Raw genomic sequence first — 22259 nt, 5'->3', positions numbered from 1 at the left:
CCGTGGCGGAGCCGGGCAAGCCCCGCCGGCCGCTCCACTTCGGGCCTGATGCGATGGAGGCCCACGGGGGCACCCTGCCCGACCCCGCGGAGGCCGCTGAGGCGGCGCACGCTGCCGCGCAGACGGTCATCGACGCCGGCCGGGGGGACTCCTCGCCGGTGACCACCGCCCGGCTCGTCCGACTCGTCGAGGACCTCGGCATCGACACCCTCGCCGAGCTCTGGGCGGGCCGTCCCGCGCGCAGCCTTCCGGGTGCGCTGTGGCGGGTCTACGTGCTGCGGGCATGGATCCAGCGCAACCCCGAGGTGGCCGCTCGTGAGTACGCGTCGGGGCTGGTCGTCGCGCAGGTCAGCCACGTGATCGCCGGTGTCGTCGACCCTCCCGGTGCCGACGAGGTCAGGGACCTGTCCGACCGGATCCTCGGTGGCGTCTTCGACGGCGACCTCGCCGTGGCCCTCGAGCGGGCAGCGGCCTTCTGCCGAGTGGTGGCCACCGGACGTGCCCACCTCGAGGACGGCGACGTGGCCGCAGCGGCGGCGATGGTGACGACGGCGGAGGACCTGGAGGGCAGCGCCCGTCTGTGGCGGCGGGGCGCGCTCGACTGAGACATCCGCCCGACACGCGCGGTGCTCCTCGGGAATGAAGGTGACCTTGCTCGCCGTTAGGCTGATCAGGTGCACCGGGTCGCGGTAGCCCCGGGTCCCAAAATACGCCGCCACGAGCGGCCGTGCGCCGTGAGGCGCTCCCGACCCGGTGCACTCCCCATGCCCTTGGATGAACGCCCGATGACGCAAAGGTGTCGAGTCGGTCCTACGCTGTGTCCTGACCCTGCTCCAACCCCTGAACCGGAGTATGACGCCCGTGGGCATCTTCAAACCGTCCTCTCGTGACGACGCGTTCTTCCAGCTTTTCGCCGACAGCGCTCGTCAGAGCGTCTTGGCGGCCGACCTGCTCACCCAGATGTTGGCGGCAGATGCCGCCGAGCGTGAGGTGCTCCTGCCTCGCCTGAAGGACATCGAGCACGAAGCGGACGAGGCGACACACGCCATCATCCGCAAGGTGAACTCCAGCTTCGTGACGCCCTTCGACCATGGCGACATCGTCGAGCTGGCTGCCTCCCTCGACGACTGCACCGACTCGATCGAGTCGGTCGGCCAGATGGTCGTGCTCTACCGGATGAACGGGCTGATGCCCGACATCACTGCTCAGATGGAGGTCATCGTGCGGATGGCCCAGCTGACGGCCGACGCCATGCCGCGCCTGGCCACGATGAAGGAGCTGCCGGAGTACTGGGTGGAGATCAACCGCCTGGAGAACGAGGGCGATGTCATCTACCGCACGCTGCTGCGTGACCTCTTCTCGGGGGCGGTGACCGATCCGATCGAGGTCATCAAGCACAAGGACATCATCGAGCGTCTCGAGCAGGCTGCCGATTGCTTCGAGTCGGTCGCGCACCGGGTCGAGAGCATCGTCATCAAGGAGTCCTGACGCTCGTGGAGTGGCTTCCCGTTGCGCTCGTCACCGTCTTGGCGATGGGCTTCAACTACACCAACGGCTTCCATGACGCGGCCAACGCGATCGCGACCTCGGTCTCGACGCGAGCGCTGACGCCCCGTGCCGCGCTCGCCATGGCCGCTGTGGCCAACCTCTTCGGTGCCTTCTTCGGCGCCAAGGTTGCCGAGACCGTGGGCAAGGGCATCATCGACGCCCCGGATGGCAACCTGGGCCTCGTGCTCTGCGGTGCGGCGCTGCTCGGCGCGATCATCTGGAACCTGCTGACCTGGTGGTTCGGTCTCCCGTCGTCCTCCTCGCATGCCCTGATCGGTGGGCTCGGTGGTGCCGCGCTGGCTGCTGGCGCTGCGGTGAAGTGGATGGGCATCTTCGAGAAGGTCATCATCCCGATGCTCATCTCGCCCGTGGTCGGCATCATCGTCGGCTTCCTGGTGATGAAGCTGATCCTGCGCCTCTTCCGCGATGCCAACCCCGGTCGGACCAAGCGCGGCTTCCGGGTGGCGCAGACGGTCTCCGCGGCGGCCATGGCCTTCGGTCACGGCATGCAGGACGCCGCCAAGACCGCCGGTGTCGTCGTGCTCGCCCTCACGGTCTCGGGTCACCAGCCGGGGGGCGACCACAGCATCCCGTTGTGGGTCCTCGTCATGTCCGCCGTCGTGATCTCCATGGGTACCTACGCTGGTGGCTGGCGGATCATGCGCACGCTGGGTCGCGGCATCATCCACCTCGACCCGCCGCAGGGCTTTGCTGCCGAGGTCACCGCGGCGTCGATCCTCTACGTCGCCACGATGCTCCGGGCCCCGATCTCGACGACGCACGCGATCACCTCCGCGATCATGGGAGTGGGCTCCACGAAGTCGCTCAAGGCCGTCCGGTGGGGCGTCGCCAAGAACATCGTGGGTGCCTGGATCTTCACCTTCCCCGGTGCGGGGGCCTGCGCGGCCGTCATGATGTGGATCGGGTTGCTGGTCTTCCCCGTCTGACGCACCTTCGGCACGACGAACGGCCGACGGATCCCCCCTGCGGGTCCGTCGGCCGTCGTCGTCCTGCTGGCCCCCGACGAAGGGGGCGGTCCGTCACCCGAAGCGGCCCGAGATGTAGTCCTCGGTGGCCTTCTCCGACGGGGTGTTGAAGATCGTCTGCGTGTCGTTGAACTCCACGAGCTGACCCGGCTTGCCGGTGCCCTCGATGTTGAAGAAGCCGGTGCGGTCGGAGCACCGCGCCGCCTGCTGCATGTTGTGGGTGACGATGACGATCGTGTAGTTCTCCTTCAGCTCCGCGATGAGGTCCTCGACCGCGAGCGTGGAGATCGGGTCCAGCGCCGAGCACGGCTCGTCCATGAGGACGACCTCGGGCTTCACGGCGATCGTCCGTGCGATGCACAGCCGCTGCTGCTGCCCACCGGACAGGCTCGAGCCCGGCTTGTCGAGGCGGTCCTTGACCTCGTTCCAGAGGTTGGCGCCGCGCAGGCTGGTCTCGACCAGCTCGTCGGCGTCGGTCCGCCCGATCCGCTTGTTGTTGAGCTTGACCCCCGCCAGCACGTTTTCCTTGATGGACATCGTCGGGAAGGGGTTGGGCTTCTGGAAGACCATGCCCACCTTGCGGCGGACCATCACCGGGTCGATCCCCTTGCCGTAGAGGTTCTCCCCGTCGATGATGACCTCACCCTCGACGCGGGCGCCCGGGATGACCTCGTGCATGCGGTTGAGCGAGCGCAGGAAGGTGGACTTGCCGCAGCCGGAGGGGCCGATGAGGGCGGTGACCGACCTCGGCTCGATGGTGACGGAGACATCCTTCACGGCGAGGAAGTCGCTGTAGTAGATGTCGAGGTTCTTGACGTCGATGCGCTTGGACACGTGGTGGTTCCTTGTCAGGTCGCGTCAGCGACCGGTCTTGGGGGCGAAGAACTTGCTGATCAGGCGGGCGACGATGTTGAGGATCATGACCAGCGCCATCAGGACCAGGGCTGCGGTCCATGCGGCAGCGAGGCTGTCCTCCTTGTTGGTGCCCGGGTTGGCGTAGGAGCTGTAGGCGAAGAGCGGCAGCGCCGACATCGACCCCTCGAAGGGGTTGAAGTTGACGGCGCGCGAGGCTCCCATGGTGATCAGGAGCGGGGCGGTCTCACCCATCACGCGGGCGATCGCCAGGGTGATCCCCGTGGCGAGGCCGGCGATTGCGGTGGGCAGGACGACCTTGGCGATGGTCAGCCACTTGGACACACCCAGGGCGTAGCTGGCCTCGCGCAGCTCGTTGGGCACCAGCCGCAGCATCTCCTCGCTCGAGCGGACCACGGTCGGGATCATCAGCACCGACAGGGCGACGGCTCCGACGATGCCTGCCTGGTAGGCGACGTCGCCGAGCATCATCGTGAAGAAGCCGATGGCGAAGAGGCCGGCGACGATCGAGGGGATGCCGGTCATGACGTCGACGAAGAAGGTCAGGCCGCGGGCCAGGACGCCCTTGTTGCCGTACTCGACGAGGTAGATCGCGGCAAAGAGACCGATGGGGACCGAGATCAGGGTCGCGATACCGGTCGTGAGGATCGTGCCGATGATCGCGTGATAGGCACCACCGATGTCACCGGAGCCGACGCCGCGCATCGAGAAGGTGAAGAACTCGACGTCGAGGCGGTCCAGGCCCTTGGACACGATGGTCCAGATCACCGAGATGAGGGGCACCATCGCCAGCAGGAAGGCTGTGGTGACCACCCCCGTCACCAGGCGGTCCGTGGCGTGGCGGGCCCCTTCGACGGCCCGCGCGGCCACGTAGAGGACGGTGCAGTAGATCAGGGAGCCGACGATGACGACGCTCAGCGGGTTGAGCGCGCCGAGAGCGGCGAGCAGGGCGATCGCGGCGATGGCCGAGCCGGCGAGGATGGCCCAGCGGACCGGCTTCTCGAGGCGACCGACCGCCTGGACGTCGTCGTGGGTGGTGGCGGTCATCAGTTGGCTCCAGAGAACTCGGACCGGCGGGAGATGATCCAGCGGGCGAACATGTTGACGAGGAAGGTGACGACGAACAGCGCCAGGCCGGAGACGAAGAGCGTGCTGCGCTCGACGCCGAAGGACTCGGGGAAGTTCAAGGCGATGTCACCTGCGATGGTGCCCGGCGTGTTCGCCGAGAGCAGCTCCCAGGAGTACCCGCCGCCGCTGGCCGACAGGATGATGGCCACGGCCATCGTCTCGCCGAGCGCGCGGCCGAGGCCGAGCATCGCCCCCGAGACGACACCGGACTTGCCGAAGGGGATGACCGTCTGGCGGATCATCTCCCACCGGGTGGCGCCGAGGGCCAAGGAGGCCTCCTCGTGCAGCCGCGGCGTCTGGAGGAAGACCTCACGGTTCACCGCGGTCATGATCGGCAGGATCATGATGGCCAGGACGATGCCGATCATGAGCATCGTGCGACCTGTGGTGGTCACCGTCCCCGAGAACAACGGGATGAAGCCGAGGTACTCGTTGAGGAACTCGAAGGAGGGGACCGCGCTGCCGGCGATCTGCATGCCCCAGAGGCCGAAGATGATCGACGGGACGGCAGCGAGCAGGTCGACGACGTAGCCGAGGCCCGATGCCAGACGGCGGGGGGCGTAGTGGCTGATGAAGAGGGCGATCCCGATGGAGAGCGGCACCGCGATGAGCAGGGCGATGATCGAGGACAGCAGGGTCCCGAAGATCAGCGGACCGATGTAGGCGATCAGGCCGGCGCCACCGCGGACCTCGCTCCCGTCGGCCACGAGGGCATCCTTGGCTCCCCAGAAGAGGAAGAAGGTCACGCCGATGAGGACGAGGAGGATGACGATGCCGGCGGAGTGGGACAACGCGCTGAAGATCGCGTCCCCGAACCGGCGCCCGGACCTCAGGCTGGATGTCTTGGTCGGGTCCACTGCTGTCGTAGTGCTCACGGTGTCCTGCTGCTTCCGTCGGGGGATGGGAAGGGTGCGGGGCGACGCGCCGATCGGCCCTGCGGCTGCGATGCAGCCACAGGGCCGAACGGGTCGAGCCCTGAGGTCAAGCTGCTCAGTCGGTCTTGATCAGACCCAGAGCGTCGCTCGCGCTCTTGGTGGCGGCCTCGCTCAGCGGGGCGGAGCCGGCAGCCTCCGTGGAGGCCTTCTGGCCCTCGGCGGAGACGGCGTACTCGAGGTAGGACTTGACCGTGTTGGCCGTCTCCGGGTCCTTGTACTCGGAGCAGGCGACCGCGTAGGAGACCAGGACGACCGGGTAGACGCCCTCGCCCGCGTTGCCACGGTCGAGCTTGACGGCGTAGTTGCTCTTGCTGGTCTCGTCGACCCGCTTGGCGCTCTCGAGGATCTTGGCGGCAGCCTGGGGGCTGTACTCGATGAACTCCTTGCCAGCCTTGATCTTGGCGGCCTTGAGGTCACCGATCTGCGAGGCGTCGGCGTAGCCGATGTTGCCCTCGCCGGCGCCGATCGTGTCGACGACACCGGAGGTGCCCTTGGCAGCCTCGCCACCCTTGATGGGCCACACGTCGTCGGGCTCGTGCGTCCACTTCTTCGGGGCGGCCTCGGCCAGGTACGAGGAGAAGTTCTTCGAGGTGCCGGACTCGTCCGAGCGGTTGACCGGCGTGATCTTGGTGCTGGGCAGCTTGACGCCCTTGTTGTCCTTGGCGATCGCCGGGTCGTTCCAGGTCTTGATCTTCCCGGAGAAGATGTCCGCGATGACCTCGGCGCTGAGGTTGAGGTCGTCGACGCCCTTGAGGTTGTAGGCGACCGCGATCGGGGAGACGTAGATGGGGAACTGGATGGTGTCGCCGGTGCAGCCCTTCTTCTTGGCTGCGGCGATCTCCTCGTCGTCCATCGCCGAGTCGGTGCCGGCGAAGCTCACGGCGCCGTTGATGAACTTCTCACGGCCGGTGCCGGAGCCGTCGGGCGCGTACTCGACGGTGGCGTCGGGAGCCACCTCGGTGAACTTGGCAATCCACTCGTTCTGGGCCTTCTCCATGGAGCTGGCGCCGGCACCCTTGATGGTGCCGGAGACGGCGGCGCTGTCGGAGCTGCTGCCGGAGGTGGAGGAGTCGGAGCCACCCTCGTTGCCCGCGGCACAGGCGGTCATCGCGAAGGTGAGGGCGAGGGCAGCGGTGCCGGTGAGGACCTTGCGGCTGCGGGTGGAACGAGTCACGTCTGTCAGACCTCTCTGAGGGGGTGGACACGGACGCGCGACGAGGGCAGTCCGCCGCGACCGCCGTGGTCGTACGTTGACGAACGTAGGGACGCTCGGTGACCGGATGGCCCGGAATCGGTGAACAGCCGGTGAATCACACCTGCACAGTCGTGGTTCGGGTCGCGCGCGCGTCACACCCGAGGTAGGGGATCGCTACCCGCGGTCGTGGGGGTGGTGCCGCTCCGCGGCGACGATCCGGGCGGCCTCACCGGTGCCCACCACGTGGGCGATGAGGACCTCCCCCTTCGCCAGCCCGTCGGTGACGACCTCCTCGATGACCGAGCGGGCAACCAGTCCCGGTGCCAGGGCGGGGTCGACCCGTCCGAGGAGCCGAGCGACCAGGTCGGGCAGCACCGGCCCGTGGCTGCACAGGCACGCGGGGACGCCTCGGACGAGGAGTCGATCCAGGTGGTGCCCGGCGCGGCTGGGGTCCTCGGCGTAACCCTCCTCGGACAGCCCGGGCCTGAGCCGGAGCGTGCCGCCGCTGGCCGTGGCGTAGGGGGCGAGGGTGTCGCTGGCCCGGGTGGAGGGGCTGCTCACCAGGCGTTGGATCCCGTACCCGTCGAGCAGGGGGACGAGCTCGGCGGCCTGCACGCGGCCCTGATCGCTCAGCGGACGCAGCCAGTCGTCGTCCACCCACGAGGAGCGCGGGTGGGCCTTGGCGTGGCGCAGGATCGCCAGGGACCAGGTCGTGAGGGTGCCGCTGGCATCGGCGGCCCGGAGCGCCTCCAGCTGGGTGCGGTCGTGCAGGTAGGACAGCCGGTCCGCGGCGGCATCGGCCTCGACCCAGTCGACGGCGTCGACCTCGTGGACCAGGCCCCCGTCACCACCGGTGACCTCCGCGGCCCAGTAGCGCACCTCCTTGACCGCAGCACCGGAGGCGGAGCCCACGGTGTAGGTCGTCGTCGGGAGTGGGTGGCCCAGCCGCACGCGCAGCCCGGTCTCCTCGAGCGTCTCCCGCACGGCGGTGGTGGGGAAGGTCTCGCCAGGCTCGAGCTTGCCCTTGGCCCACGACCAGTCGTCGTAGCGGGGCCGGTGGATGACAGCGACCTGCAGGCGCCCACGTCGCCGCCGCCACGGCAGCGTCCCTGCGGCCAGGACGCTCGCCGTGCTCAACGCCGCGCCTTGCGACGACGCTTGGCGTGCATCGCGATGAGCGCGGCCTGGATGTCGGGCAGCGGGGTCCCGTCCGGGCCCTGGTGGACGCGGGTCCACCGGCCGTCACCGTCGAGGGACCAGTGGCCGTAGTCACCCGACATCCCACGGGAGACGAGATCGAAGAGCTGCTCGACATGGCGCGGCTCGACGATGCGGACCAGCGCCTCGACCCGCCGGTCGAGGTTGCGGTGCATGAGGTCGGCCGAGCCGAACCACGCCTCGCGGTCCTCGCCGGTCCCGAAGAGGAAGATCCGGGAGTGCTCGAGGAAGCGCCCGAGCACGCAGTGCACCCTGATGTTGTCGCTGAGGCCCTTGACGCCGGGGCGCAGGGCGCAGATGCCACGTACCCAGATGTCGACCCGGACCCCGGCGATGCTGGCGCGGTACAGGGCGTCGATCGTGGCCTCGTCGACGAGGGAGTTGACCTTGAAGGCGATGCGCCCGTCACCGTGCTGGACCTGTCGGTGGATCTGCTTGTCGATCCGGTCGATGAGCCCGTCACGGATGCTGCGCGGCGCGACGAGGAGTCGCTTGAACCTGCTGCGCGGCGCCAGGCCGGAGAGCTGGTTGAAGAGTCGGGTGAGGTCCTGACCGACCTCCGGGTCGGCCGTCAGCAGCCCCACGTCCTCGTAGAGCCGTGCGGTCTTGGGGTTGTAGTTGCCGGTCCCGACGTGGCAGTAGCGCGCGAGGCCGTCGGGCTCCTGCCGCACGACGAGCGCGAGCTTGCAGTGGGTCTTCAGCCCGACGATCCCGTAGACGACGTGGACGCCGGCGTGCTCGAGCTTGCGGGCCCACTCGATGTTGTTCTGCTCGTCGAAGCGCGCCTTGATCTCGACGACCGCGAGCACCTGCTTGCCGGCCTCGGCCGCGTCGATGAGTGCGTCGACGATCGGGCTGTCGCCGCTCGTGCGGTAGAGCGTCTGCTTGATCGCGAGGACCTGTGGGTCGGCGGCGGCCTGCTCGAGGAAGGCCTGCACCGAGGTGGAGAAGGAGTCGTACGGGTGCTGCAGGAGCACGTCCTGGCGGGCGATCCGCTCGATGAGGTTGGCCGCCTTGGACGACTCGGCCGGGGCGAGGTCGGGGTTGGTGCGGGCGACGAAGGGAGGGAAGTGCAGGTCGGTCCGATCGATGTCGGCGATCTCGTTGAGACCCCGCAGGTCGAGCGGTGCGGGCAGCCGGTAGACCTCGTCCTCGGTCACACCCAGCTCTCGGGTGAGCAGCTCCATGACGTGGTCGTCGAGGTCCTCCTCGACCTCCAGGCGGACCGGCGGGCCGAAGCGGCGCCGGGTCAGCTCCTTCTCCAGGGCCGCCAGCAGGTTCTCGGCATCGTCCTCCTCGACCTCGAGGTCCTCGTTGCGGGTGACCCGGAAGGAGTAGTGCTCGTGCACCTCCATGCCGGGGAAGAGCTGGTCGAGGTGCGCGGCGATGACGTCCTCGAGCGGCACGAACTGGGCCTCGAAGAGGTCCTCGGTGACCGACGCGGAGACCCGACGCACCTTGAGGAAGCGCGGGAGAGAGGGCGGCATCTTGATCCGCGCGAAGTGCTCCTTGCCCGTCTTGGGGTTGATGAGGATGACCGCGAGGTTGAGGGACAGCCCTGAGATGTAGGGGAAGGGGTGGGCCGGGTCGACGGCCAAGGGGGTGAGCACCGGGTAGATCTCGTTGCTGAAGAGCTCGCCGAGGCGCTCCTGCTCTGGTGTCTCCACCTCGCTCCAGCGCACGATGCTGATGCCCTCGTCGACGAGCGCGGGCCGCACGCTGCCGTCGAAGATGCGGGTCTGCATGGCGGACAGGTCATGAGCGACCCGGGAGATCTGCTCGAGGACCTCGCGTGGTTCCAGACCGGAGGGGCTGCGCACGGCGATACCGGTCGCGATGCGCCGCTTGAGGCCGGCGGCGCGGACCATGAAGAACTCGTCGAGGTTGCTCGTGAAGATCGCGAGGAAGCGGGCGCGCTCGAGCAGCGGCACGGACTCGTCGGCGGCCAGCTGCAGGACGCGTTCGTTGAACTGCAGCCAGCTGATCTCCCGGTCGAGGAAGCGGTCGCTCGACAGCTCGGACGTGTCCGCCTCGTCGGGGTGGGCGGTACGCACGAAGCGGCCGTTGGCCGCACGGGAGCGCAGCTCGCTGGCCGCGGCGGGCGACGAGGAGGACATCGAGACGTCACCGGTGACCGTCCCGGGGTGCGGGGCGGGGAGGGCATGTGCGGCGTCGATGTCCACCATGTCGATCATCCTTGCACTTGCGCGTGAACCTCCGATGAACGTGCAGGGGAGTACATGACATGGACGGCCTTGCGCTCGAAGCCGGCTCTCCCGTAGGTCGCCAGCGCGGGAGCGTTGTCGGCCTCGACGTAGAGCTCGACCTCGGTGACCCCGCGTCGGGCGAGGTGGGCCAGGCCGAGTCGGGTCAGGGGGCCCGCCAGTCCTCGGCCGTGCAGGTCGGGGTGCACGCCCACGACGTAGACCTCGCCGACGGGGCCGCCGGGCGGGTCGATCTTGGTCCAGTGGAACCCGGCGAGACGGCTCGGGTCGCCGTCCTCGAGCAGGATCACCCCTTCGGGGTCGAACCAGGGTTGGTCCATCCGCTCGGCCAGGCCGGCCGGGTCGAGCGATCCCTGCTCAGGGTGGTCGACGAAGGCGGCTGCGTTGACGGCCAGCAGGGGCTCCTCGTCGCTGCCGGTGCGGAAGGTGCGGTGCACGAACCCGTCGGGGAGCGGCGGGTCCTGCTCGTCGCCGGTCTGCACGGGGCGAGAGAGGACGAGCAGCTCCCGGACGACCTGCAGACCCAGGCGCTCACCGAGAGCGCGTGAGGCCGGGAGGTCGCCGTGTGCCCACGGACGGGCGTCGGGTCGGCGCTCCAGAGCGGTGCCCAGCAAGGCGGCGCCCACCCCCTTCGTGCGGTGGTTGGGCGTCACGAAGGCCTCGAGGGAGCCGTCCGCGACGGTTGACGCGTACCCGATCACCGATGCACCGTCGAGGGCGACGAGGTGGTCACCCTCGCGCGGCAGGGCCAGGACGAAGGCTTCGCTGAGCGGCTCGACGCCGTCCGCGGTCGTGGCCGCGGACGCAGCGGCTCGCACCTGCTCGACGTGGTCGGCGGACAGGCGGGCGAAGGGGGCGATCGTCGCCATCAGGAGGCCGCCGTCGGGTTGTCGCCGGCCGTCATGTCGCCGCCCGTGTCGTCGCGGACCACCACGAAGCGGTACCCGACATTGCGGATGGTGCCGATGAGCTGTTCGTGCTCGCTGCCGAGCTTGGCGCGCAGGCGCCGGACGTGGACGTCCACGGTGCGGGTCCCTCCGTAGTAGTCGTATCCCCAGACCTCCTGCAGGAGCTGGGCGCGGGTGAAGACGCGTCCGGGGTCCTGGGCGAGGTGCTTGAGGAGCTCGAATTCCTTGTAGGTCAGGTTGAGCAGCCGGGGGCCGAGCCGGGCGGAGTAGCTGCTCTCGTCGATCGTCAGATCGCCGGCGACGATGCGTTCGTCGTCCCCCGAGGGTGCCACGGCCCGGGTCATGGACAGGCGCAGGCGTGCCTCGACCTCGGCGGGGCCTGCCCGGTCGAGGAGGATGTCGTCGACGGCCCACTCGGCGTTGACCGCGGTGAGTCCCCCCTCGGTGAGGATGGCGATGACGGGCACGGCGATCTCGGCCGTCCGCAGGACCCGGCAGAGCGAGCGGGCCTGGGCCAGCTCGACCCGGGCGTCGACGAGGACGACGTCGACGTCGGTGGTGTCCATGACGGCCGATGCGGCGGCCGGCAGCGTGCGCACCTGATGCCCCAGCAACCCGAGAGCCGGAAGCACCGCGGCACTGGGCGCCAGGTCATCCGTCAGGAGCAGGAGTCTGGCCATCAGTCGCAAGAATATGCGGCAGTCGCCGGATACCCTCGCCACGTGACCTCCGACGTACCTGCTCTGCACGAGTCCCGGGCCTCGCGGCGCGCCCTGCGCGCCGGCGGGACCGAGGTCGACCCCGCGGCGCCCGCGGCGCGCCCTCGGCCGGTCGTGGTCGCGGCGACCGTCGTCGTCGCCCTGCTCCTGGCCGCGGCCGCCGGCTCCGGTGAGCGGGTGCTCGAGATCGTCGCCGTCGTCATCGCCGGGCTCGTCGTGGCAGCAGGCTGGCCGCGACTCGTCGGCACCCGCAGCCCCGTCGGGATGACGCTCGTCCTCATGGTGACGGCGCTGGCACTCGGGGCGGCGCTGCTGCTCCAGGGTGAGGAGCCCTATCTCGAGCGCGTCCCGGCCGCCCTGGCGCTCGGTGTCATCGGCATGTGCCTGCACCCGTTGGTCCGTGCGCCGGCACGCGTGCACCTCGCGCAGGACATGGCCGCCACATCGCTCGGGCTGCTCGTCATCGCTGGCGGTGGACTCTTCGTCAGCACGGACTTCCTCGGTGGGGGTGGCCCGGTGGTCGTCATCAGCATCGCGCTGGCGGTCGCGGCCGTGGTCGACCTCGTCCTCGAGCGCCCCCGGGCCGTCCGTTGGATCATCCCCGCAGCCATGCTCGTCGGTGGTCTCGCGGGCGTTCTGGTCCACGCCCTCCTCGGGGACGAGATCGCGGCCTGGCCGGCCCTGCTGGGTGTCGTCGGAGCGGGTGCCGCAGTCTCCCTGCGTCGGGCGATGTCCCAGCAGGCGGCCGTCGACAGCGTGCTCGGGGCCGTGGCGGCCGGTGCGGCATCGGTCCTGGTCGTGGCGCCGCTGGTGCATCTCGTGGCACGTCTCCCGCTCGCCTAGCAGCGAGAGCGGGGCCCCCGACGCGGACCGCATCCCCCTACGATGGGCGGGTGTTCACCCTCGATCCCACGATCCACCCCGACATCGCACCCCTGGCCTGGCTCGTCGGCCGCTGGGAGGGCGCTGGAGTCCTCGGCTACCCGACCATCGAGTCGGCCAACTTCGGTCAGGAGATCGTCGTGAGCCACGACGAGCGGCCCTTCCTGCGATGGGAGAGCCAGTCGTGGATCCTCGATGACGAGGGCAACAAGGTGCGCCCCTCCGGTACGGAGCTCGGCTTCTGGCGGCCCGGTGGCGAAGGGGGAGCGGAGCTGCTGCTCACCCACCCCACCGGCATCGTCGAGATGTACTACGGCAGCGTCGAGCCGGGCCGCATCGAGGTGCAGACCGACGGGGTCATCCGCAGCCCGCACGCCAAGGAGTACACGGCCGCGAAGCGGATGTACGGCCTCGTCAAGTCCAACCTCATGTGGGTCATGGACATGGCGGCCATGGGACAGCCGCTCACCAGCCACCTGTCGGCGGAGCTGAAGCGCGTCGACTGACACCTGGCGTCGAGCAAGCCCTCGCTCAGGGGTTGTACGACGCCATGTCGTCCGTGCGCAGGGCGTCGCTGAGCTCGGCCATCCCCTGGGTGTCGAGGATGTCGATGGATCCGCCGTCGGGCGCCGTCCCGAAGCCGCTGAAGGGCGCGGTGACGAAGTGGATGTCGCCCCCGCGCACATTGCGCAGCTTGATCGCCTCGCGGCGGATCGTGCTGGAGCTGAGGGTGTTGTCGACCGTCGTGTGCCTGGTGCCCGCGTCGATGACGCCGTTGAGCTTGCCGGGGTTGAGCAGGACGCTCGGTTGGAGGGTCTCGGACATCATCGCCTTGAGCCAGGTCTGCTGGCGCTGGCCACGTGAGATGTCCCCCTCGGAGAGCGTCTTGCGCTCGCGGACGTACTCCAGGGCCTGGTCGCCGTTCAGGTGGACCGGGCCCGCCGGGTACTTGGGGCTGGCCTGCTGGTTGTTGATGTCGACGCCGCCGAGGGCGTCGGTGAGGTTCTTGAAGCCCTCGAAGTCGGTCTTGGCGACGTGGTTGATCTTGACCCCGACGAGGTCCTGGATGGTCTGCACGAGCAGCGGCGACTGGCCGTAGGCGTACGCGGCGTTGATCTTGTCCTCGCCGTGGCCGGGGACCGGGACGTACAGGTCGCGGGGGAAGTGGATGATCCAGATGTCCTTGTGGTTCTCGGCCACGTGGACCAGCTGGATGACGTCCGAGCGGCTCCCGGTGTCACCGGGACGCGCGTCGGAGCCGATGAGCAGGTAGTTGGTGCCCTTGTCGGTGACCAGCTTTTCGCCCTTGGTGGTCGTCTTCTGGTCGGCCGAGCTGCCCAGGAGGTTGTCGCGGGTGAGGTTGCGGTCGACCTTGCTGCTGAGGAACCAGCCGTAACCGCCGACCCCGATGACGACCAGGAGCAAGAAGGCCAGGAGGGTCACGACCAGACGGCGTCCGAAGCCCATACGGCGTCGACCTGAGCGGCTGCGGGAGGAGGCGTCGACGGTGTCGTCGGTGTCCTCGAAGTCTTCGAGCATGGGCACATGCTATGCGGCCAGCATGGGGCGAACCTGAAGGTCGTAGATTGGGGGTCATGACTGCTTCTTCCTTGCTGCAGGCCCCCGGCGCCGTCCCCGGCGACGGGATCGACGCAGGCGTCGCCGCCCACTACGGGGACCCGATGCGCGAGCAGCGACTGCTCACCGAGGGCCTGGGGGTCGTGGACCTCTCCCACCGGGGGGTCATCACGGTTACGGGGCAGGACCGTCTCTCGTGGCTGCACTCCCTCACGACCCAGCAGCTGACCGGGCTGGCACCTCGTACCTCCGCCGAGTCGCTCGTCCTCACGCCCAAGGGGCACGTCGAGCACGCGCTGCACCTCGTCGACGACGGCGCCACCACGTGGATCACGGTGGAGCCGGGCACGGCTCCCGTGCTGGCGGCCTGGCTGGACTCGATGCGCTTCATGCTGCGGGTCGAGGTTGCCGACGTCTCCGACCGCTACGCCGTCCTCGGGGAGAGCGTCGACCGCGAAGGGGTGGAGGGCGAGCCGCCGACATGGGTCGACCCGTGGCCCCGCGTCGTCGGCGACACCGTGCTCTACGGTCCCGAGCCGCAGGAGCACCCGGCACACGGGCGCAGGTGGCGTGAGGTCATCGTCCCGGTCGACGAGGTCAGCGCTGCGGTCGGCGACCGCGAGCTGGTCGGCACCTGGGCCGCAGAGGCGCTGCGGATCGCTGCCTGGCGCCCGCGGTTGGGTGCCGAGACCGATCACCGCACGATCGCGCACGAGGTCGACTGGCTGCGCACCGCGGTGCACATGCACAAGGGCTGCTACCGCGGGCAGGAGACCGTCGCACGCGTGCACAACCTCGGCCGCCCGCCGCGCCGACTGGCCTTCCTCCACCTCGACGGGTCGGGGCACACCCTCCCCGAGGTCGGGGCCGAGATCTCCCTCGGTGACAAGGTCGTCGGACGGGTCACGTCCGTCGGTCGGCACCACGAGGACGGGCCCATCGCGCTCGCGGTCCTCAAGCGCAACACCGACGACGCGGCCGACCTGCTCGTCGCGCCCGACGTGGCCGCGGCGCAGACCGCGATCGTCCCCCGCTGAACCCGCCCCTCCCCCTTCCCCCCCTCCACCCGCCCGCACACACACACACACACCTGAATCCGCATTGCCCTATGGCAATGCAGACCTGAACCCGCATTGCCCTATGGCAATGCGCGTGCGTTGAGATCCCGGCCACATCTGCTGCCTCTGGCTTGCAAAGTGCTAACTGTGGCAAGCACACTGGGGGCATGTCGAAGAACCCGCTGGACGCCCTCCCGGGCAACCTGGGCAACAACCTCGGTGACTACCTGCGCGAGCAGCGACTCACCAAGAAGCTGTCCCTGCGACAGCTGTCCGCCATCGCCGGGATCTCCAACCCCTACCTGAGCCAGATCGAGCGGGGGATCAAGCGGCCGAGCGCCGAGATCCTCCAGCAGATCGGCAAGGGCCTGTCGATCTCGGCCGAGACGCTCTATGTCCAGGCCGGGCTGCTCGACCCCAAGGACGCGGCCGCCGAGGCCGAGGCCACGACCAGGGCGGCCATCGCGGCCGACCCCGCGCTCACCTCGCGCCAGCGCCAGACGATGCTCGAGATCTACGAGTCCTTCGTCGGCGGCTCCGCAGGCAAGGCACCCAAGCGCGTCGCCCAGAAGGCGGCCGCCACGAAGACCACCGCGAAGAAGAAGTCCGCGGCCAGCACGAAGGGCTCGTCAGTGTCGTCGGGCTCGAAGACCACGCCGGCCCCTCGTGCCGGGCGCAAGACCCCGACCTCGTCCTCGACGAGTACCTCAAGGAGAACCTCATGAGCGTCACCACCACCGTCAAGAAGGTCGTCACCGACCAGACCTACGCCACCATCGGCGCCACCGACCTCACCGTCGAGACCTTCCGTGGTTACACCACCCAGATCGCCGCCCTGCGCGCCGAGCTGGAGCCCAAGAAGGTCCAGGCCCGCGTCAAGGCTGCCCCGGCCGACGCCCAGGCGTACTACGTCGACCTCGCCAAGCGCGGAGAGTCCCTCGTCACCCGCATCAAGAACCAGAAGGCCACCAAGGACCTCGTCGGTCAGGCCGAGGCCACCGTCGCCCTGGGCAAGGGTGTCGTCACCACCGTCCGCAAGGCCGTCGCCGACGTCGAGGCGTCCGCCAAGCGCACCCTGACCATCGGTCGCAAGGAGGCCGTCAAGGCCGCCGAGGCCGTCGCCGACTCCGTCGACGTCGACGTCAAGGTCGACACCGCGAAGGCGAAGAAGGCCGTCTCCGGCTCCGCCAAGCGCACCACCGCGGCTGCCAAGAGCACCTCCACCACGACCAAGAAGGCCGCGACCCGCACCCGCACCGCGACCAAGTCGACCGCCACCGCCGCGAAGACCACCGCTGCCAAGACCGTCAAGGCTGCCGACACGGCCGCCGAGAAGGTCGGCGACTGAAGGAATCACGCGGCTGCGCCTGATGCGCAGCAGCTGATGCTCTGGTGACCCCGGTAGCCTCGGGCGGATGACCGCCCAGGCGCCCGACACCACCAGTCTCGACGAAGCCCCCGTGCTGGTCCACGTGACCCGCGGGGGCTTCGTCGAGTCCGCCCACCGCGCGACCCTCGTCGCCACCGACCCGGCTGGGGGGACCCCCCTTCGCCATGGCCGGGTGGACGACCCCGTCCTGCCGCGCTCCTCGCTCAAGCCGATCCAGGCCCTCGCGATGGTGCGGCACGGCCTCGATCTGCCGCCGCGCCTGCTCGCCCTCGTGTGCTCGAGCCACTCCGCGGAGGACTTCCACCGCGAGGCCGTCGCCGAGATCCTCGCGAGCGTCGGTCTCGACCTCGACGCGTTGCAGAACACCCCCGCCCTGCCGATCGGTGAGCTCGAGCACGCCCGCTGGCTGGCTGCCGGGACTCCGCCCGCCCCCGTCGCGCAGGACTGCTCCGGCAAGCACGCCGGCATGCTCGCGACCTGCCGGGTCAACGACTGGCCGATCGAGAGCTACCTCGACGTCGACCACCCCCTCCAGCGGGCGATCCGGGCGACGACCGCCGAGGTCGTCGGCGAGGTCACCCACGCGACCGTGGACGGCTGCGGCGCACCGCTCTTCGCCGTCCCGCTGTCCGGGCTCGCGGCCTCCTTCGGTGCCTTGGCCGCGGCCGAGCCGACCACCGACGAAGGGAGGATCGCCGACGCCATGCGCACGGCCCCCCAGATGGTCGGCGGCACGGGCCGGGATGTCACGCACTTCATGCAGGCCGTGCCCGGCCTGATCGCCAAGGACGGCGCCGAGTCGGTCTACGCCGCCGGGCTGGCCGATGGTCGGGGCATCGCTGTCAAGGTCGCCGACGGCGCGCCGACCCCGCGGGCCCGCCGTGGGCTCATCGCCCACGCGCTCCTCGCGCTGGGAGTCGACACGCCCGGCCTGCAGGACCTCGCCGACCAGCCGGTCCTCGGCCACGGCCGCCCCGTCGGCGGCGTCGAGGTGCTCGACCTCACCGCCCCGTGAGGACGGTCCTGCAGCGGGTGACCTCCGCCCGCGTCGTCGTCGACGACGCAGTGGTCGGTGAGATCGGCCCCGGTCTCGTCGCACTCGTCGGGGTGACCCACGACGACGGGGCGCTCGAGGTCGACACGACCGTGCGCAAGATCGCCGAGCTGCGGATCATGCACGACGAGACCTCCGTGACCGACTGCGGCGCAGCGGTGCTCGTCATCAGCCAGTTCACCCTCCACGCCGACGTGCGCAAGGGCAGGCGCCCGTCGTGGAATGCCGCCGCGCCCGGGCCGGTCGCCGAGCCGCTCGTCGACGCGGTGGCCGACGGCCTGCGGCAGCGGGGGATCGAGGTCGCCACGGGCCGCTTCGGCGCCGACATGGCGATCGACATCCACGCCGACGGTCCGGTGACCATCGTCGTCGACGTGCCCGCTTAGGCTGACCGCGTGCAGATCCTCAGCAATGTCCAGGGCCTCATCGTCCTCGTGCTCGGCCTCCTCGCCCTCGGCGCGGAGGTCTTCGCCCTCGTCCACGCCGTTCGTCAGCGGCAGGACGCCTTCACCGCGACGGGCAAGCAGTCCAAGAAGTTCTGGGTCGCGGCGCTGGTAGTCGCGACGCTCATGGGTGTCGCCGCGCTCGGTGGCATCGGCTTCCTCGCGATCATCGGCATCGTCATCGCCGGGGTCTACCTCGCCGACGTACGGCCGGCGATCGACGAGGTCCTCGGCCGTCGGCGCTGAGTCGGGCACAATGACGAGGCACTGCACCGCCACCCGAGGGGACAACTCGTGACCAGCCTGCCGGACCCCCGTGAGGGCATGTTCGTGTCGAACCGTCCGTGGGGCGGCTTCGAGCAGTTCACCCTCAACGAGCCGACGACGGTCAAGGTCATCACGGTCGACCCCGGCCACCGGCTGTCACTGCAGACCCACGAGCGCCGCGCAGAGTTCTGGCAGATCCTCGACGGGCCGATCGACGTGACCGTCGGCGACGAGACGTGGAGCGCCCAGCCCGGCGAGCGGGTGTGGGTCGCCCAGGGTGCCGTGCACCGCATGGGCAACTCCTCCGACCGGCCCGGCCGCGTCCTCGAGATCGGCTACGGCACCTTCGACGAGGACGACATCGTCCGGCTCGAGGACGACTACCACCGCTGAGTGCTCCCGTTACCAGCGCCCCGACAGGGGTCCGCTGCGGGGCGCGACCGCACTCCACGGCACCGTGAGCTCACCCAGGCGCCACCGGTCGGCCCTGCCGATGACGGCGACCTGCTGGGCGACCTCGCCGAAGGCGGCGATCGCCTGCTGCCGGGCACCGTAGGGCGCGAAGGGGGTGGTCCGTCGCCACGCGTCGTCCAGGAGCCGGAGCAGGTCGTGCACCGGCTCGCCCGGGACATTGCGGTGGATGAGCGCCTTGGGCAGGCGCTCGGCCACCACGGAGGGCAGGCGTGCGGCGTCGAGGTCCCGCAGCCGCCACGACAGGGTCAGGGTCTGCGGGCCGTGCGCGTCCAGCGTGAGCCAGCTGCCGAGCCGGCCCAGCTCGTCGCAGGTGCCCTCGACGAGGATGCCCCGCTCCTCGAGGCGCCCGGTCATCCGCAGCCACGGGTCCTCGACCTCGGCCTCGTCGTACTGGCGCAGGACGTTGAAGGCGCGGATCACCCGCGCACGTCGTCCCTGCGGCAGGGGGACCTCGAAGCCACCGAGTGCGAAGTCGACGCCGGGCCGGGCCCAGGCCTGGGCGGTGGCCACCCTCTCCGGGTCGATCTCCAGGCCGGTGACGTGGACGTCGGCGCGCACGGCGCGCACCCGGTCGGCCCACTCGAGCGTGGTCACCCCGGAGGCGCCGTGGCCGAGATCGACGAGGTGCGGCGGGTCCCCCTTCGTCAGGCGGTCACGCTGGGTCGCCACGAGCCACCGGTCACACCGGCGCAGGCGGTTGGGGTTGGTCGTCCCTCGAGTGATGTTGCCGAGGGGGCGCGGGCTGGGCACCCCGGCAGCGTAGATCCTCTCGCGAACTAGGCTGGTGGGTGTGTGGCGCACAGACCGACGGGTGAGCTGGAGCATGGTGTCCCTGCTCCTCTCGATGACCGGTGCCCTGCTGCTGGCCGCCGTGATCTGGGTCCCACCGGCACTGGGGCAGGACTCCGGCGTCCGGCAGGTCCAGCCCGGCCTGCTCGTCGTCGCCCCCGAGGCGCGGGGGGTGGTCACCCTGGGGTCCGGTCGTGCCGTCCAGCTGGACGAGACCGGCCTGCGCGTGACCAACGGCTCCACACTGCTCTTCCGCACGGTCCGTGGCGGATCCCCGATGTCTGCGCTGCTCGGCACCGTCGAGGGCCGCGACGGCGACCGCGTCGAGCAGATCTCGACCGTCATGAGCAACCTCGACATCGACCGGCTGTCGATCAAGCCGGGTGAGGTCACCTGGTCGGGCCGCCTCACCAACGCCGAGCAAAGCCTGCCCGCCACGATCGTCGTGCGGCTCGAGGGGGCTCGCCTGGTCGTGACCGCCGAGGCGAAGGGAGCCGACGCCGTCGTGGTGCACTCGGCCCAGGAGCTGGGCACCCGTGGCCGCGCGCCCGGGCTGCCGGAGCGGTTGCTCCGCAAGCGGGCCTGGTGGGTCGGCGATGGTCCGGCTCCCGTGACCGATGCCTACTCGACCGAGCTGGGTGTGGTGGTGGGGGTGGGGCCGCGGGGCAGCCACCGTGGGATCGACCTGCGCCGCATGGGGCACACCGACCTGCACGCCTGGTCCTCGAGTCAGACATTGACGATGACGAGCTATCGCAGGACGGTGGAGGAGTGATCGAGCAGCGCATCCGACGGGTGGCGATGATCAGCGTGCACACCTCACCGCTGGCGCAGCCGGGCACCGGCGACGCCGGCGGGCTGAATGTCTACGTCGTCGAGTCGGCCCGCGAGATGGCCCGCCGGGGCATCGAGGTGGAGATCTTCACCCGTCGCACCGCGGCGGACCTGCCCGATGTCGTCGAGCTCTTCCCCGGCGTCCGGGTCCGCCACATCGACGCCGGCCCCTACGAGGGGCTGGTCAAGGAGGACCTGCCGGGGCAGCTGTGCGCCTTCGCCGCCGGCGTCATGCGCGAGATCGCGCGTGTCCCGGCGGGGCACTACGACGTGGCCCACTCCCACTACTGGCTCTCCGGGCAGGTGGGCTGGTTGGTCGCCGAGCGGTGGCAGGTGCCGCTCGTGCACACCATGCACACGATGGCCCGGGTCAAGAACCGTCAGCTGGCGCAGGACGATGTCCCCGAGCCCCCCGGGCGGGAGATCGGTGAGGCCCAGGTCGTCGACATCGCCGACCGGCTCATCGCCAACACCGACCAAGAGGCCTTCGAGCTCGTCGAGTACTACGACGCCGACCCGGGCAAGGTCGTCGTCGTCCCCCCGGGCGTGGACCTCGAGCTCTTCGTCCCGGGCGACCGGTCTGCGGCACGGGCGAGCGTGGGCCTGCCCGAGGACGCCGTGGTGCTGCTCTTCGTCGGGCGGATCCAGCCGCTCAAGGCCCCTGACGTCCTCGTCCGTGCCGCAGCGCGGTTGCTCGAGCGTCGACCCGAGCTGCGTGAGCGGCTCGTGGTCGCCGTCGTCGGTGGCGCCTCCGGCCGTGGTCTGGCTGCTCCGGACCGGCTCGAGCAGCTGGGGGAGGAGCTGGGGGTGGCCGACGTGCTGCACCTGGCCGCCCCGGTCAGCCGCGCCGAGCTGGCCGACTGGTACCGCGCCGCCGACGTCGTCACCGTCCCGTCGTACACCGAGTCCTTCGGCCTCGTGGCCGTGGAGGCCGAGGCATCCGGCGCCGTCGTGCTGGCTGCCAAGGTGGGTGGCCTGCCCACCGCAGTCGGCGACGCTGGAGTACTCGTCGAGGGGCACGACCCCGACGTCTGGGCCGAGGAGCTCCTCGCTGTGCTCGAGGACCCCGCACGCGCGGACGACCTGCGGACGCGGGCCCGTCGGCACGCCGAGGACTTCGGCTGGTCCGCGACCGTGGATCGCCTGCTCGACGTCTACACCGGCGCGGTCGCCGACCGAGCTGCCCTGACCGACCCCACGACCCACCAACCCATGGAGGTGGCCCGATGAGCGATCAGACCGAGCGGGAGCGTGCTCTGGAGGTGGTGACCCGGGTGGTCACCGAGGCCGAGCTCGAGCACGAGCTCGGGGCGCGCGACGGCGAGCTCGTCGTCACCCTGCCGGGCGAGAAGAAGCTCAAGACGGTCGTCTCGCTCGTCGTGGGGGACAAGGCCCTGTCGGTGTCGGCCTTCGTCATCCGCAATGCCGACGAGAACCACGAGCAGTTCTACCGCCATCTGCTGCAGCGCAACCTGCGCATGCCGCTGCTGGCCTACTCGGTGGACTCCTCGGGCGACGTCTACGTCGGGGGGCGGATCCCCCTTCGTGCCGTCACCGACGAGGCCGTCGACCAGGTGCTGGGGGTCGTGCTCGAGGCGGCCGACGCGCCCTTCAACGAGCTGCTGCTGCTGGGCTTTCGCTCCTCGATGCACAAGGAGTGGGACTGGCGGGTCTCGCGCGGGGAGTCGCTGCGCAACCTCGAGGCCTTCCGCTCGGTCCTCGCGAGGCCGGACGACCCGCCCGCCGAGTGAGAGC

At 70.1% G+C, this 22259-nt stretch carries 25 protein-coding genes; 15 read left to right on the top strand and 10 right to left on the bottom strand.

Annotated features, from left to right (window positions below; genetic code table 11):
* Positions 1-2 precede the first annotated feature (2 nt).
* The 3 genes from ASG73_RS15860 (at position 3) to ASG73_RS15850 (ending at position 2495) form a co-directional block, all read left to right on the top strand.
* A complete protein-coding gene (locus ASG73_RS15860) occupies positions 3-605 on the top strand; it encodes a hypothetical protein (protein ID WP_055997431.1) in 603 nt (200 codons plus the stop codon).
* 256 nt (positions 606-861) lie between these two features.
* On the top strand, positions 862-1488 hold the full coding sequence (locus ASG73_RS15855; protein ID WP_200946885.1) for a DUF47 domain-containing protein: 627 nt from the start codon (positions 862-864) through the stop codon (positions 1486-1488).
* Between the two features lie 5 nt (positions 1489-1493).
* The gene (locus ASG73_RS15850; protein WP_055997425.1) at positions 1494-2495 is read left to right on the top strand and encodes an inorganic phosphate transporter; all 1002 of its coding nucleotides are present in this window, start codon (positions 1494-1496) and stop codon (positions 2493-2495) included.
* Between the two features lie 93 nt (positions 2496-2588).
* On the opposite strand, the gene pstB is transcribed toward ASG73_RS15850, so the two are convergent.
* The 8 genes from pstB to ASG73_RS15810 all read right to left on the bottom strand — a co-directional run bounded on the left by pstB (position 2589) and on the right by ASG73_RS15810 (position 11696).
* Complete coding sequence (gene pstB / locus ASG73_RS15845) at positions 2589-3368, bottom strand: phosphate ABC transporter ATP-binding protein PstB (protein ID WP_055997422.1); 780 nt, start codon at positions 3366-3368, stop codon at positions 2589-2591.
* A 24-nt stretch (positions 3369-3392) separates the two neighbouring features.
* Positions 3393-4454: a phosphate ABC transporter permease PstA gene (gene pstA, locus ASG73_RS15840; protein WP_055997419.1), complete on the bottom strand. Its 1062-nt coding sequence runs from the start codon at positions 4452-4454 to the stop codon at positions 3393-3395.
* The gene (pstC, locus tag ASG73_RS15835; RefSeq protein ID WP_082567310.1) at positions 4454-5392 is read right to left on the bottom strand and encodes a phosphate ABC transporter permease subunit PstC; all 939 of its coding nucleotides are present in this window, start codon (positions 5390-5392) and stop codon (positions 4454-4456) included. The genes pstA and pstC overlap by 1 nt, the downstream gene beginning before the upstream one ends.
* 133 nt (positions 5393-5525) lie before the next feature.
* Positions 5526-6644, bottom strand: coding sequence for a phosphate ABC transporter substrate-binding protein PstS (gene pstS, locus ASG73_RS15830; RefSeq protein ID WP_055997413.1), 1119 nt, complete (start codon positions 6642-6644; stop codon positions 5526-5528).
* A gap of 195 nt (positions 6645-6839) precedes the next feature.
* Entirely contained in the window at positions 6840-7802 is a 963-nt protein-coding gene (locus ASG73_RS15825; RefSeq protein WP_055997410.1) for an NUDIX hydrolase, read from the bottom strand.
* On the bottom strand, positions 7799-10069 hold the full coding sequence (locus ASG73_RS15820) for an RNA degradosome polyphosphate kinase (protein ID WP_055997687.1): 2271 nt from the start codon (positions 10067-10069) through the stop codon (positions 7799-7801). Before ASG73_RS15820 ends, ASG73_RS15825 begins: the two co-directional genes overlap by 4 nt.
* 5 nt (positions 10070-10074) lie before the next feature.
* Complete coding sequence (mshD, locus tag ASG73_RS15815; protein ID WP_055997407.1) at positions 10075-10977, bottom strand: mycothiol synthase; 903 nt, start codon at positions 10975-10977, stop codon at positions 10075-10077.
* A complete protein-coding gene (locus ASG73_RS15810) occupies positions 10977-11696 on the bottom strand; it encodes a winged helix-turn-helix transcriptional regulator (RefSeq protein ID WP_055997404.1) in 720 nt (239 codons plus the stop codon). Before ASG73_RS15810 ends, mshD begins: the two co-directional genes overlap by 1 nt.
* 42 nt (positions 11697-11738) lie before the next feature.
* Here ASG73_RS15810 and ASG73_RS15805 point away from each other — a divergent pair, with 42 nt between their 5' ends.
* The gene (locus ASG73_RS15805; protein ID WP_055997401.1) at positions 11739-12578 is read left to right on the top strand and encodes a hypothetical protein; all 840 of its coding nucleotides are present in this window, start codon (positions 11739-11741) and stop codon (positions 12576-12578) included.
* Between the two features lie 50 nt (positions 12579-12628).
* On the top strand, positions 12629-13123 hold the full coding sequence (locus tag ASG73_RS15800; RefSeq protein ID WP_055997398.1) for an FABP family protein: 495 nt from the start codon (positions 12629-12631) through the stop codon (positions 13121-13123).
* A gap of 25 nt (positions 13124-13148) precedes the next feature.
* On the opposite strand, the gene ASG73_RS15795 is transcribed toward ASG73_RS15800, so the two are convergent.
* Positions 13149-14156 carry an LCP family protein gene (locus ASG73_RS15795; RefSeq protein WP_055997395.1) on the bottom strand — a complete coding sequence of 336 codons (1008 nt, stop codon included), beginning with the start codon at positions 14154-14156 and terminating at the stop codon, positions 13149-13151.
* Between the two features lie 56 nt (positions 14157-14212).
* On the opposite strand from ASG73_RS15795, the gene ygfZ reads away from it, so the two are divergent.
* The 7 genes from ygfZ to ASG73_RS15760 all read left to right on the top strand — a co-directional run bounded on the left by ygfZ (position 14213) and on the right by ASG73_RS15760 (position 18800).
* Entirely contained in the window at positions 14213-15232 is a 1020-nt protein-coding gene (gene ygfZ, locus ASG73_RS15790; protein WP_055997392.1) for a CAF17-like 4Fe-4S cluster assembly/insertion protein YgfZ, read from the top strand.
* 188 nt (positions 15233-15420) lie between these two features.
* Positions 15421-15978: a helix-turn-helix domain-containing protein gene (locus ASG73_RS15785; protein WP_055997389.1), complete on the top strand. Its 558-nt coding sequence runs from the start codon at positions 15421-15423 to the stop codon at positions 15976-15978.
* On the top strand, positions 15975-16601 hold the full coding sequence (locus ASG73_RS15780; protein WP_055997385.1) for a hypothetical protein: 627 nt from the start codon (positions 15975-15977) through the stop codon (positions 16599-16601). Before ASG73_RS15785 ends, ASG73_RS15780 begins: the two co-directional genes overlap by 4 nt.
* 67 nt (positions 16602-16668) lie before the next feature.
* Positions 16669-17658: an asparaginase gene (locus ASG73_RS15775; RefSeq protein WP_055997382.1), complete on the top strand. Its 990-nt coding sequence runs from the start codon at positions 16669-16671 to the stop codon at positions 17656-17658.
* A complete protein-coding gene (gene dtd, locus ASG73_RS15770) occupies positions 17655-18083 on the top strand; it encodes a D-aminoacyl-tRNA deacylase (protein ID WP_055997379.1) in 429 nt (142 codons plus the stop codon). Before ASG73_RS15775 ends, dtd begins: the two co-directional genes overlap by 4 nt.
* Before the next feature lie 9 nt (positions 18084-18092).
* Positions 18093-18386 (top strand): DUF2516 family protein, encoded by a 294-nt coding sequence (locus tag ASG73_RS15765; protein WP_055997376.1) that lies wholly within the window; start codon positions 18093-18095, stop codon positions 18384-18386.
* A 48-nt stretch (positions 18387-18434) separates the two neighbouring features.
* Positions 18435-18800 carry a phosphomannose isomerase type II C-terminal cupin domain gene (locus tag ASG73_RS15760; protein WP_055997373.1) on the top strand — a complete coding sequence of 122 codons (366 nt, stop codon included), beginning with the start codon at positions 18435-18437 and terminating at the stop codon, positions 18798-18800.
* Positions 18801-18809: 9 nt separating this feature from the next.
* On the opposite strand, the gene ASG73_RS15755 is transcribed toward ASG73_RS15760, so the two are convergent.
* Complete coding sequence (locus ASG73_RS15755) at positions 18810-19631, bottom strand: hypothetical protein (protein WP_055997370.1); 822 nt, start codon at positions 19629-19631, stop codon at positions 18810-18812.
* A 40-nt stretch (positions 19632-19671) separates the two neighbouring features.
* Here ASG73_RS15755 and ASG73_RS15750 point away from each other — a divergent pair, with 40 nt between their 5' ends.
* Genes ASG73_RS15750 through ASG73_RS15740 form a run of 3 tightly spaced genes read left to right on the top strand, consistent with a single transcriptional unit; the run spans position 19672 to position 22255 of the window.
* On the top strand, positions 19672-20445 hold the full coding sequence (locus ASG73_RS15750) for a hypothetical protein (protein WP_156466336.1): 774 nt from the start codon (positions 19672-19674) through the stop codon (positions 20443-20445).
* Positions 20442-21734 carry a D-inositol-3-phosphate glycosyltransferase gene (mshA, locus tag ASG73_RS15745; RefSeq protein WP_235499481.1) on the top strand — a complete coding sequence of 431 codons (1293 nt, stop codon included), beginning with the start codon at positions 20442-20444 and terminating at the stop codon, positions 21732-21734. Before ASG73_RS15750 ends, mshA begins: the two co-directional genes overlap by 4 nt.
* Entirely contained in the window at positions 21731-22255 is a 525-nt protein-coding gene (locus tag ASG73_RS15740; RefSeq protein WP_055997366.1) for a YbjN domain-containing protein, read from the top strand. The genes mshA and ASG73_RS15740 overlap by 4 nt, the downstream gene beginning before the upstream one ends.
* The last annotated feature ends 4 nt before the right edge of the window (positions 22256-22259 follow it).

It is taken from the genome of Janibacter sp. Soil728, from assembly GCF_001428305.1.
Classification (GTDB): Bacteria; Actinomycetota; Actinomycetes; order Actinomycetales; family Dermatophilaceae; genus Janibacter.
Note: the sequence above shows the minus strand (reverse complement) of the source record. Positions and strands in the feature narration are given on the sequence as shown.